The 11,185-nt window shown below is 70.2% G+C and carries 10 protein-coding genes; 2 read left to right on the top strand and 8 right to left on the bottom strand.

Annotated features, from left to right (window positions below; all coding sequences use genetic code 11):
* Positions 1 to 289: 289 nt before the first annotated feature.
* Positions 290 to 1,561, bottom strand: coding sequence for an ATP-binding protein (locus KUM44_RS00565; RefSeq protein WP_217205355.1), 1,272 nt, complete (start codon positions 1,559 to 1,561; stop codon positions 290 to 292).
* Between the two features lie 69 nt (positions 1,562 to 1,630).
* On the bottom strand, positions 1,631 to 2,308 hold the full coding sequence (locus KUM44_RS00560; protein WP_217205354.1) for a response regulator transcription factor: 678 nt from the start codon (positions 2,306 to 2,308) through the stop codon (positions 1,631 to 1,633).
* A gap of 420 nt (positions 2,309 to 2,728) precedes the next feature.
* On the opposite strand from KUM44_RS00560, the gene KUM44_RS00555 reads away from it, so the two are divergent.
* Entirely contained in the window at positions 2,729 to 4,240 is a 1,512-nt protein-coding gene (locus tag KUM44_RS00555) for a peptide MFS transporter (RefSeq protein WP_217205353.1), read from the top strand.
* A 100-nt stretch (positions 4,241 to 4,340) separates the two neighbouring features.
* Here the strand turns inward: KUM44_RS00555 and KUM44_RS00550 are convergent, their stop codons facing one another.
* The 6 genes from KUM44_RS00550 to KUM44_RS00525 all read right to left on the bottom strand — a co-directional run bounded on the left by KUM44_RS00550 (position 4,341) and on the right by KUM44_RS00525 (position 9,900).
* The gene (locus tag KUM44_RS00550) at positions 4,341 to 5,657 is read right to left on the bottom strand and encodes a hypothetical protein (protein ID WP_217205377.1); all 1,317 of its coding nucleotides are present in this window, start codon (positions 5,655 to 5,657) and stop codon (positions 4,341 to 4,343) included.
* A 62-nt stretch (positions 5,658 to 5,719) separates the two neighbouring features.
* Positions 5,720 to 6,796, bottom strand: coding sequence for a hypothetical protein (locus tag KUM44_RS00545; RefSeq protein ID WP_308402439.1), 1,077 nt, complete (start codon positions 6,794 to 6,796; stop codon positions 5,720 to 5,722).
* Positions 6,793 to 7,620 carry a hypothetical protein gene (locus KUM44_RS00540; RefSeq protein WP_217205352.1) on the bottom strand — a complete coding sequence of 276 codons (828 nt, stop codon included), beginning with the start codon at positions 7,618 to 7,620 and terminating at the stop codon, positions 6,793 to 6,795. The genes KUM44_RS00545 and KUM44_RS00540 overlap by 4 nt, the downstream gene beginning before the upstream one ends.
* Positions 7,621 to 7,750: 130 nt before the next feature.
* Complete coding sequence (locus KUM44_RS00535; protein WP_217205351.1) at positions 7,751 to 8,428, bottom strand: LPXTG cell wall anchor domain-containing protein; 678 nt, start codon at positions 8,426 to 8,428, stop codon at positions 7,751 to 7,753.
* 215 nt (positions 8,429 to 8,643) lie between these two features.
* Entirely contained in the window at positions 8,644 to 9,255 is a 612-nt protein-coding gene (locus KUM44_RS00530) for an ATP-binding protein (RefSeq protein WP_217205350.1), read from the bottom strand.
* Positions 9,256 to 9,495: 240 nt separating this feature from the next.
* Complete coding sequence (locus tag KUM44_RS00525) at positions 9,496 to 9,900, bottom strand: STAS domain-containing protein (RefSeq protein WP_217205349.1); 405 nt, start codon at positions 9,898 to 9,900, stop codon at positions 9,496 to 9,498.
* A 237-nt stretch (positions 9,901 to 10,137) separates the two neighbouring features.
* Between KUM44_RS00525 and KUM44_RS00520 the strand changes: the two genes are divergently transcribed.
* Positions 10,138 to 11,091, top strand: coding sequence for an RNA polymerase sigma factor SigF (locus KUM44_RS00520; protein ID WP_217205347.1), 954 nt, complete (start codon positions 10,138 to 10,140; stop codon positions 11,089 to 11,091).
* The last annotated feature ends 94 nt before the right edge of the window (positions 11,092 to 11,185 follow it).

Here is an 11,185-nt window from a genome sequence, read left to right as displayed (position 1 = left end):
CCACCGCCCCGAACCCCCACCCACCCGCAGGGGACTACACCGGGCCTAAACCTTCCAGCCCGTCCAGCGTTCGAGGACAAGGCCACCACCGCCCCGAACCCCCACCCACCCGCAGGGGACTACACCGGGCCTAAACCTTCCAGCCCGTCCGGCGTTCGAGGACGAGGCCCGGAGGGCCGACAGCGGGGGTCTGGGGGCGGCGCAGCCCCCAGGGATGGGACGGGTAGGGGCGGCGGGGGCGAGGGAAATGGCCGTGTCGCCCCGCCTGGCACTCCCCCCTGCTACCTCGCTACCTCACCGTCGGCCCCGACTCCTGGTGCGGCTTCGGTGGGGGTGTGCGGGAGAGGAACAGGGCCAGGACGGGGGGTTTCGTCTGGAGCATTTCCAGGCGGCCGCCGTCTGCCTCCGCGAGGTCGCGGGCCACGGCGAGCCCGATGCCGGTGGAGTTGCGGCCGCTGATGGCGCGCTCGAAGATGCGGGCACCCAGGTCGGCGGGGATGCCGGGGCCCTCGTCCGTGACCTCGATGACGGCCTGGTTGCCGGTGACGCGGGTGCGCAGGGCCACCGTGCCACCGCCGTGCATGAGGGAGTTCTCGATCAGGGCCGCGAGGACCTGGGCGACCGCGCCCGGGGTACCGACGGCTTCCAGGTGGCGTTTGCCCGAGCTGACGATCGCGCGGCCGGCGCTGCGGTAGGCGGGGCGCCACTCGGCCAGCTGCTGCTGGATGACCTCGTCGAGGTCGAAGGTGACGGCGGAGCCGTTGCGGGGGTCGCGGGAGTTGGTGAGGAGTCGTTCGACCACGTCCGTGAGGCGCTCGACCTGGGTCAGGGCGATCGTCGCCTCTTCCTTCACCGTGTCGGGGTCGTCGGTGAGGGTGATCTCCTCCAGGCGCATGGAGAGTGCCGTGAGCGGGGTGCGCAGCTGGTGGGAGGCGTCGGCGGCCAGGCGTCGTTCGGCCGTGAGCATACGGGCGATGCGCTCGGCTGAGGAGTCGAGGACGTCGGCCACGCGGTCCAGCTCGTGGACGCCGTAGCGCTTGTGGCGGGGGCGGGGGTCGCCCGAGCCGAGGCGTTCCGCCGTCTCCGCGAGGTCGGTCAGCGGGGAGGCCAGCCGGTTGGCCTGGCGCACCGCCAGCAGCACCGCCGCGATCACCGCCAGCAGCGCCACCGCGCCGATGATCAGCAACGTACGGCCGACCTCGCGCGTCACCGACGAGCGCGGCTCCTGCACGGTGACCGTCTCGCCCTCCTCGCCCGTCTCCTGGGCGCTGATGACGTCCCCGGTGGGCTTGGTGCCGACCTCGATCACGGGCTTGCCCGGGATGCGGATCTCGGCGTAACGATCCCCCTGGATCTGGTCGCGCAGCGCCGAGGCGTTCACGGTCTGGTCCCCGAGCAGGCGGGTGTCCACGATGCTGGCCAGCCGCACCGCCTCGGTGTCCACCCGCTCCTGGGCGGTGCTGGTGATCGTCCGGGTCTCGACGATGACGAGGGACACGCCGAAGACGGCGATCACGACGAGAACGACGGCGAGGGTGGACTGGATCAGTCGGCGGCGCATGTCCTGATCTGCCTGCTTATCTGTCTGTACGGCTCACGTGGCGCTGACGGGCCGATGCCCGACGGCCCGTCAGCTCTTCTCGAAGCGGAAGCCGACGCCCCGCACCGTCGCGATATAGCGAGGGTTGGCCGCGTCGTCGCCCAACTTCTTACGCAGCCAGGAGATGTGCATGTCGAGCGTCTTGGTCGACGACCACCAGGTCGTGTCCCAGACCTCGCGCATCAGCTGGTCCCGGGTGACGACCCGCCCCGCGTCGCGCACCAGCACCCGCAGCAGGTCGAACTCCTTGGCGGTGAGCTGGAGTTCCTCGTCGCCCATCCACGCCCGGTGCGACTCGACGTCGATCCGGACGCCGTGGGTGGCGGGCGGCTGCTGGGGCTCGGCGGCACCGCGCCGCAGCAGGGCCCGGACCCGGGCGAGCAGCTCGGCGAGCCGGAACGGCTTGGTCACGTAGTCGTCGGCGCCCGCGTCCAGACCGACGACGGTGTCCACCTCGTCGGCACGCGCGGTCAGGATGAGGATCGGCACGGCGTGACCGTCGGCGCGCAGCCGGCGGGCCACCTCGAGGCCGTCCATGCCGGGCAGACCGAGGTCCAGCACGACCAGATCGATACCGCCCTGCATTCCAGCGTCGAGTGCGGTGGGGCCGTCCTCCCGCACCTCGACCTCGTACCCTTCCCGGCGCAGTGCGCGGGCCAGCGGCTCCGAAATGGACGCGTCGTCCTCGGCGAGCAGTACACGGGTCATGAGCTGATGGTAGTCCGCCCGTGACAAGGGCCGGGGCGTGATCGGCGGCTTGATTCTTACCGCCCGTTGGCAGATCTCTTACCTTCGCGCGCTGTGGTACAGACCTATGCCTACTAAATGCGATCCTGGAAAGGACCTTGGAAAGGGTGGTCGCGGTTCCCTCGACACCTGTGATCCCAGTCTCAAGTCCTTCCATTTCCGCCCGTGTCCTGACGTATGGTGACTCTACGCCCGTAGCACTGCGGGGACCTTCGGCGCACTTGACGCCGAGGGTCTCTTTTGTGTGCGGACCAGTGTGCGGATCAAGGATCCGAGGAATGAGACGCGGCCGGGCGGCCAACCGCCGGAACCGGCCGCTCCCCCCACCGGGCGCGTGACCGTGTCTACGTCGATGCGCGTCCCGACCAGCAAGGATCGACCATGGCGTCCAGCCTGACGAAGGACTCGGCCTCCCCGGGCACCCCCGGTACCGAGAAGACCTTCTTCGGCCACCCCCGCGGTATGGCCACGCTCTTCATGACGGAGATGTGGGAGCGCTTTTCCTGGTACGGGATGCGCGGCATCCTCGTCCTCTACCTGATCGCGGGCGTCCTCGACGGCCCGCTCGCCGGCCGGGAAGCCCTGGCCGCGTCGATCTACGGTGTCTACAACGCGGTCGTGTACATGGCCGCCATGCCCGGCGGCTGGGTCGCGGACCGCCTTTGGGGCGCCCGTAAGGCCGTCCTCGTCGGCGGCATCGTCATCGCCGCCGGCCACTTCACGCTGGCGATCCCCGCGGACATCGCCTTCTTCTGCGGCCTCGGCCTGATCGCGATCGGCACCGGTCTGCTGAAGCCGAACATCTCCGCGATGGTCGGCGGCCTCTACGAGGGCCAGCCCAGCGCCCGCCGCGACGCCGGCTTCACGCTCTTCTACATGGCGATCAACATCGGCGGCATGGCCGCCCCGCTGGTCGTCGGCTACCTCGGCGAGAACGTCAACTGGCACCTCGGCTTCGGTGTCGCCGGTGTCGGTATGACCCTCGCGGTCATCCAGTACGTCCTCGGCGGCCGCCACCTCGGCGACATCGGCAGGGAGCCGGGCACCCCGGCCTCCCCGGAGGAGAAGCGCGCCGCGCTGCGCAAGGTCGCGCTGTGGGGTGGCATCGCCCTCGCCGCACTGGTCCTGGACATCGTGCTGGGCACGTACGACATAGAGCACGTCGTCAACGTGCTCGCGGTCCTCGGCATCGTGGTCCCGATCGTCTACTTCGTGACGATGTACCGGAACCCGGCCCTGTCCAAGGCGGACAAGCCGAAGATCCAGGCCTTCGCCTGGTTCTTCGCCACCGCCGTGCTGTTCTGGATGATCTACGACCAGTCCGGTTCGCTGCTGACGATCTTCGCGGACACCAAGACCGACCGCATGATCGGCGGCTGGGAGTTCCCGGCGTCCTGGTACCAGTCGGTGAACCCGGCCATGGTCATCGTGCTCGCCCCGGTCTTCGCCGCGCTGTGGGTGAAGCTGGCCCGGCGCGACCGTGAGCCCAGCACGCCCATGAAGTTCGCCCTGGCGATGCTGCTCATCGGTGGCTCGTTCGGCATCATGGGCCTGGCCGGCGCCGCCGCCGCGAACAGTGACACGGGCAAGGTCACCGTCTTCTGGCTGCTGAGCGTCTACCTGGTGCAGACCCTCGGCGAGATGTGCCTGTCGCCGGTGGGCCTGTCCCTGTCGACGAAGCTGGCGCCGAAGCAGTTCGTGGGCCAGATCATGGGCCTGTGGTTCCTGGCCACGGCGACGGGCAACGCCCTCAACGGCTGGACCACCAAGCTGAACGCTCCGCTGGGTGACGCGGTGTACTACACGATGTGGGCCGTCATCGCTGTCGCCGCCGGGTTGGTGTTCATGGTGGCCGGGCGGAAGATCCGGGCGCTTATGGGTGACGTGCGCTAGGCGCGCTGCCTGAGCCGTAGGGGGCCGCTGGAATCCACGTGGGTTTCAGCGGCCCCGTCGGTTTCCGGGCTGTGCGCGGTTCCTCGCGCCCTTGTGGGGGTTACCTGGCCCTCTTTCCAGGCATGAACGTGAACACCGCGCCGCCCAGCAGCAGTGCCGTTCCCGCCACCAGGCCCAGTGCCTTCAGGGAGCCCTGGTCCTCCGCTCCCGTCGCTGCCAGGCCGCCGTCCGTCGCCGAGCCGCCGGCGGAACCTCCTGCCGATCCCCCTGCCGGTCCGCCGCCCGAGGCCCCGCTCGCCTGCTCACTCGTGTCCAAGGTCAGGGACACGTGCGACTTCGACGGGGTGCAGGTGGTCGTCGTGCCCAGGGCCTCGATCGTCAGGACGCCCGGCGACAGGGTCGACTCGCCGCTCGCGCCCGGCTTGTAGGTGCCCGTGAGATCGGGGATCTCGATCGGGTCGCCCGCCTTGATGGCCTCGGCGTTGGTGGGACCCTCGACATGGACCGTGCCCTTGTCGGCGCCGCCCAGCGCGACCTCCATCGACGGCTTGACGGAGTCCTTGGGGATGTCGGCGGGGCTGTCCATCACCGACTTCTTGAACTGGACCGTCAGGTCGAAGCTCCCGCCGTTCTTCTTGGCGTTGATCTGGACCGGCGAGGTCGCCTCCTTGTCGCCGATCGGCGTCTTGCACTCGTAGGGGACCTGGACCTCCTTGCCCGTGAAGTCGGTCTGCCCGCCGTCCCCGCCCCCGGTGCTCGTGCCGCCGTCGTCCCCGCCCGTCTCGGTCTCACTCGGCGTGGGGCTCGAAGGGCTCGACGACCCCGTCGGCAGATCGGTGGGCACCCCCGTCGGCAAGGTCGGGATCACGGTCGGCAGCCCTCCCGTCGTACCGCCCGGACTCCCGCCCCCGTCCGTGACCTTGATCGTGGCCGCCGGCTTCACCGTCTCCTTCGGCGCGCACTTGGTGTCGGTGGAGATCGGCTTGTTGACGTTGATGTTGTACGCGGCCGGGGTCAGCGACAGCTCGCCCGGTGCCGTCAGCTTCAGCCTGCCCTTCATGTCGGACAGCTTCATGTCGGTGTTCTTCGGGATCGGCGGGTTCTCCCGGGGCCCCTGCATGGCGATGTCCGCCGTCTGCGCGCCGGCCGCCTTCAGGGTTCCCGTCGGCTGGACCGTGTTCGCCTCCAGGTCGAGGATGTTCGGGTTCTTGGACGCCGCCTGGACGAACTTCCAGACAATCTCCACCTCGTCGCCGACCTTCGCCTCGGCGGGCGCGGTGATCTCCACCTTCGTGGTGCCCTGGACCGGCGGCAGCCCGGAGATCGCGGGCGGGATGCACTCGGTCGCGTACGCCACCTCGGCCGCCTGCGCGGGCGCTGCGGCCACGCCGAGCAGCACCCCCGCACCGCCGAGCATCAGGGCGGCGCCCGCCGCGGCCGCTCTCCCGGGACGTACCGGTGTGACTCTCCTTGACTTGCTCACGGGGGCCCCTTCCTGGTGGGGGTCGTAGGACTCGTCGAACTGTCGTCGTACGGTGCGGAGAGCCGGCCGGCCGTACCCGGGTCGTTGTCCGGGGTGAACCACGGCAGGGTCGAGGGAGGGGAGGAGAGGGCGTGCCTCGCCTCCGCGCGGGGCTTCAACCCCGGGACGCGCAGGGCCAGTTCAGGAAGACGGAGTCCGCGGCGCCGGATGGTCTGCCGTGGGCGCACCCGGTCCACCACCGCCATTCCGACGCGGAACACCGCCGCCGGTACGACCAGGCAGACCAGGATCCAGAACAGCGTCACACCCCAGGGCCGGCCCACGCCCCAGGGCTGCTCGGCCATCACCTTGCCGCCGTACTTCAGCGAGACCGTGTAGTCGCCGTGCGCCCCGGCGGCGAGCTCCACCGGCAGTTCGATCCGTGCCTTCCTGCCCGGCTGGATCGTGCCGCGCCACTGCTGTTCCTCCCATTGCGGCGCGAACACGCCGTGCGAGGTGCCGACCTGGAAGACCGGGTTCTTCACGGGTGAGGTGCCGACGTTGCCGACCGTGAACGCCAGCGTCCGCGCCGGCGGGGCGCCGAACCAGGTGAGCAGGCCACTGGTGCCGTCCAGCCGGGTGTCCGTGAGGACCGACAGACGCCCGCCGGCCGGCTCGGCGGGCAGCGGCTCGACCGCGTGCCCGGCCACCTGGAAGATCGCGTCGGCCTCGGCCTTCGCCCCGGTCACCGTCGCCACGTGCACCACGCACGGGCACGGCACCGGCGGCTCGGCCACCGGCAGCTTCTTGCCGAAGCGCCCCTCGGCGTCCGTGGTCACGGCCCTGCCGTCGGCGTTGGCGCAGGAATTGGTGCCGCCGGTCACACCGGACGACGGCACGGACTGGCCGCAGATCAGGATCATCAGCAGAGCACGCGCCCGCCAGCCGCTGCCGGTCACGATGACCGAACCGCCGGTTCCGGCCTGGGACTTGGACAGCTTGACGGTGGGCGGGCCGTCGGCCGCCGACGCCATCGGGGACATCAGCATCGCCAGCACCGCCACCAGCGCCGGAATCCGTACCCAGCCCTTCACGTCCCAGCTCCCGTCAACTCCGCCTCCGCCAACGTCCGTTCGGCACCGGCCACCTCACCGCCGTGGGGCTTACGACGCCTTCGATGCCGTACGACGAAGAGGGCACCCACCGCCACCAGCGCCCCGCCGACCGCCGCCACCGCATCCCACGGCACGAACCGCGCCGACACCCGGGCCGTGTCGCTCGCCCCACCCGCCGCCGTCACCGTCAGCCGCACGTCCACCGCGTCGAGCGCGGGCCGGTCGGGCCACGGCTCGGTGAGCTTCGTCCGGCTGCCCGGGGGCAGGTCGACGGGGAGAGTGCGCGGGGTGCGGTCGAGGGGGCGGTCGAAGACACCGTCGGCGCGCACGGCCAGCTTCGGCACGAGGGTCGTCGTACCTCGGTTGACCAGCTCGTATGCGATGCCGTCGCCGCGTACCGCCACGTGCTCGACGGTCAGCGCGGACAGCTCCGGGAGGGCGACGCGGAGCCGGATCCCGACGCTCCGCTCACGGCCGTCCGCGTCGCGGGCGACGATCTCGACCATGCGGTCGGCGGCCGGCACGGTCACCGTGAAGGGGACGTCGGCACGAGTACGGCCGGGCACGCGCAGGGTGCCGTCCGCGAACGTGACGCCCGCGCCGCGCAACCGGACGGTGACCGGGCCACCGCTCCGGTTGATCACGGACACCGAGTCCTCAAGAACCGTCCCTGGCGCGCCCTCACCGTAAAAGGACGGCCGCCCACCACCGACGGGCACGAGCGACCACCCGTCAGCGGCGCTCGCGGCCGGGGCGACGCCGAGCAACAAGAGCAGAGACAGACACAGAACACGGATGGACATGGGCGGCTCCAACGAACCAACGGCGGGGCAACGCCCCGCTTCAGGGGCGCGGGGCTGTATCGATGTGCGGCTCCGCCGCGTGGGCGCGACCAGCCACAACGGCGCCGCGCACAAACGACAACCCGCCCCCTCAGACCCGCTTCCGCCGCGTCAACCACAACGCCCCCGCCGCCCCCGCGAGGAACACCGTGCCGCCGAGCGTGCCGAGCGCGATCGCCGAGTCCACGGGACCGGTCTGCGGGAGTTCGGCGCCGGACCCACCACCGCCCTGGGTTCCACTGCCGGCTCCCCCGCCACCCGCCGCGGTCACGTCGAGGCTCAGCGACGGCCCGGGGCTGTTGGTGGGCGTGCACGTGGTCGTCGTGCCGAGCGCCTTGATGGTGAGCACACCCGCCGTGAGGGTGACCTTGCCGGTCTTCTTCGGGGTGTACGTGCCCGTCAAGTCGTTGATCTTGATGGGGGTGTTGGCGGGAATGGCCTCCTGGTTGGCGGGGCCGGTCACGTTCATCGTGCCCCTGTCGGCGCCGCCCAGCTTGATGGTGGCGCTCGGGCTCATCGCGCCCTTGCCCAGCTCGACGGGGCTGGACGAGACGCCCTTCTGCCACGACATGGTGATCTTGTAGCCGCTGCCGCTCTTGACGCCCTTGATGTCGATGGGCGAGACGGCGCTCTTGTCACCGATCGGCGTCTTGCAGGCGTAGTTGACGTCGACGACCTCGGCCCGGGCAGCGGGGGCGGCCATCAACACCGCCGAGCCGGCCAGGGCCGCGGCGGTCGCGAGCGCGGCGGTTCGCTTCTGCTTCGACACGGTCCCCTCATTTCTGACGGCACATCAGATCGGCCGTCAAGGTACGCCCGGGGCCTCGAGGAAGGAAGACACGGCGCACGCCGGAGTTGTGACGATCCGGCGTGCGCGTGACGGGGTTCGGGTGGAGGAGTCCGAGCGGAGAGGGTGGAGAGAGTGGAGAGGGTGACCTTCGGTAACCCGGGGTCAGGCCGAGCGGAGCACTTCGGCGGAAACGATTAGGCCGGTGCCCCCAGCTCCGCCCACACGGTCTTGCCCGCCACCCCCGGGGCCCGCATGACGCCCCAGTCCAGACAGAGCCGCTGCACGATGAACATGCCGTGACCGCCGGGGCGGCCCGCGCGGTGCGGGGTGCGGGGTGCCGGCTGGCCCGTGCCCCGGTCGGAGACCTCGACGCGGATCACCTTGTTGTCGCAGGCGATCCACAGCTGGTCCGGGCCCTCGGCGTGCAGACAGGCGTTGGTGACCAGCTCGGAGACGACGAGCAGCACGTCCTCGGCCGCGGCCCGCTGGTCGGCGGTGGCGGCGGGCAGCCAGCCCCACGCGTACAGCGCCTGGCGGGCGAAGTCGCGGGCCAGCGGCACGACCCCGCTCTGGTCAGCGAAGTCCAGCCGGCGGACCTGACGCCCCGCAGCCGCCCGGGCGGACTCCTCGGGCGCCGCGGACGGCTCGGGTCGCAAGGACGGCACGGCGCCCCCGTCGGACGCCTCCGCCGCCGGTACGCCCTCGTCGGAGCCCTCCGTGGCGGGCAGGTCCCCCTCGGACGCCCCGGAAGCGCCGCTGGGCTCAGGGCCGCGGTCGCCCGGCGAGAAAGGCCGGGTGGTGCTCATCAGCGCTTCACCTCACCGATTCACCAGTTCAACGTTCACACGATTCAGAAGTCGTACGCAGAGTCAGTACGCCAGTACAACAAGTCCTTGCCTGATACGTAGGTCACACGCCCGCCACCCCCGGTGGCGGACATCACAGCCGACAGGTTTCAGGATGTCTCCTGCCCGACCGAGCCGAGGGAACACCCCCGTATTCGGCACGAATGATGTGACATCTGATGCAGGGCCGGACGCGCGGGGTCAACCCGCGCCGTCGGCCTCGTCGGCCGTGCCCGTTTCGGCGGCCAGAGCGTCGTCGAGCGAGTCATGGACGGTGAAGACCGCCTCAGCCCCTGTAATCTCGAACACGCGCGCGACCACAGGCAGCATTCCCGCGAGATGCACCCCGCCGCCGGCGGCCTCCGCCTTCAGCCGCGCCCCGAGCAGCACGTTCAGCCCCGTGGAGTCACAGAACTCGAGCCGTGAGCAGTCGACGACCAGCCGACTGAAGCCCTTCTCGAGGCAGTCCTCGAGTGGCTCACGCAACAAATCGGCGGTGTGGTGGTCCAACTCACCCGCCGGGGTCACGACGGCACTGGAGCCCTCTTCCCGCACCTCGACCAGAAGTCGGCCAGACTGTGCGCTGCCGACCGTCCCGCGGTCCATGCCGTGTCTCACTCCCGACGTCGTGGCTGCTGACTGACGCTCGAACACTACGCCTTCCCTACGCCCTCCAACACCCGAACATCCACCCAGAATCGGACATTTCGGACCAGAGCGCACTTGCGGTGGGCTCACGAAAACGGGTAGGGCTAGTAGGGACACGTAACCGACTCGGCCGGCTTTGGAGGCGCCGCACACCGCAGTGCACGCACAGGCTTCGGCAGCCATATGCCGAGAACGATGGAGGACATCATGTCACCCCGGCTCGACGCATCGCATACCCAGAGCGCGACGTCGGCACCCCCACCGGAACATCTGGATCCCATCGAGCTGAACAGCGACGTACGTCCCGAACCCGACTTCGGTCAGGAGTTCGGTCAGGACGACGCGCTCGCCGGGCTTCCGGACATCCCCCCGTACGACGAGGTGGGGCCGGTGGACGCGCGGGCCCTTTCCAAGACCCTCTTCGAGCGGCTGGAGTCGCTGGAGGAAGGGACCCACGAATACGCGTACGTCCGCAACACGCTCGTCGAACTCAACCTCGCGCTGGTCAAGTTCGCCGCCTCCCGCTTCCGCTCGCGCAGCGAGCCCATGGAGGACATCATCCAGGTCGGCACCATCGGCCTGATCAAGGCGATCGACCGCTTCGAGCTCAGCCGCGGCGTCGAGTTCCCCACTTTCGCGATGCCGACCATCATCGGCGAGATCAAGCGCTTCTTCCGCGACACGTCGTGGTCGGTACGGGTGCCGCGCCGGCTCCAGGAACTCCGGCTCGACCTGGCCAAGGCCGGTGACGAGCTGGCCCAGAAGCTGGACCGCGCCCCCACGGTGGCCGAACTCGCGGAGCGTCTCGGGCTGACCAAGGACGAGGTCGTCGAGGGCATGGCGGCGTCGAACGCGTACACCGCCTCGTCGCTGGACGCCCAGCCCGAGGAGGACGACGCCGAGGGCGCGCTGGCCGACCGGATCGGCTACGAGGACCACGGGATCGAAGGCATCGAGTACGTCGAGTCCCTGAAGCCGCTCATCGCCGAACTCCCGCCCCGGGACCGGAAGATCCTCTCCCTGAGATTCGTCGCGGGCCTGACCCAGTCGGAGATCGGCGAGGAACTCGGCATCTCGCAGATGCATGTGTCCCGGCTGCTGTCGCGGACGTTGATCCGGCTCCGCAAGGGGCTGACGGTCGAGGAGTGACCACCCGAGGATCGGCGCCTTACGCGCGCTGACCTGCGCTGTGCCCGGTGCCCCGCCGAACCTGTCGGCAGGACACCGGGCACAGGTGCTTTAC

It is taken from the genome of Streptomyces sp. AC550_RSS872 (assembly GCF_019049285.1).
Lineage (GTDB): Bacteria > Actinomycetota > Actinomycetes > Streptomycetales > Streptomycetaceae > Streptomyces.
The sequence above is the reverse complement of the archived record's forward strand: the minus strand, read 5'-3'. Positions and strand labels throughout refer to the sequence as shown.

Bases quoted from the DNA above. Each gene is read 5' to 3' on its own strand.
- KUM44_RS00565 (WP_217205355.1), bottom strand. From the start codon at position 1,561: ATGCGCCGCCGACTGATCCAGTCCACCCTCGCCGTCGTTCTCGTCGTG.
- KUM44_RS00560 (WP_217205354.1), bottom strand. From the start codon at position 2,308: ATGACCCGTGTACTGCTCGCCGAGGACGACGCGTCCATTTCGGAGCCG.
- KUM44_RS00555 (WP_217205353.1), top strand. From the start codon at position 2,729: ATGGCGTCCAGCCTGACGAAGGACTCGGCCTCCCCGGGCACCCCCGGT.
- KUM44_RS00550 (WP_217205377.1), bottom strand. From the start codon at position 5,657: ATGCTCGGCGGTGCGGGGGTGCTGCTCGGCGTGGCCGCAGCGCCCGCG.
- KUM44_RS00540 (WP_217205352.1), bottom strand. From the start codon at position 7,620: ATGTCCATCCGTGTTCTGTGTCTGTCTCTGCTCTTGTTGCTCGGCGTC.
- KUM44_RS00530 (WP_217205350.1), bottom strand. From the start codon at position 9,255: ATGAGCACCACCCGGCCTTTCTCGCCGGGCGACCGCGGCCCTGAGCCC.
- KUM44_RS00525 (WP_217205349.1), bottom strand. From the start codon at position 9,900: ATGGACCGCGGGACGGTCGGCAGCGCACAGTCTGGCCGACTTCTGGTC.
- KUM44_RS00520 (WP_217205347.1), top strand. From the start codon at position 10,138: ATGGAGGACATCATGTCACCCCGGCTCGACGCATCGCATACCCAGAGC.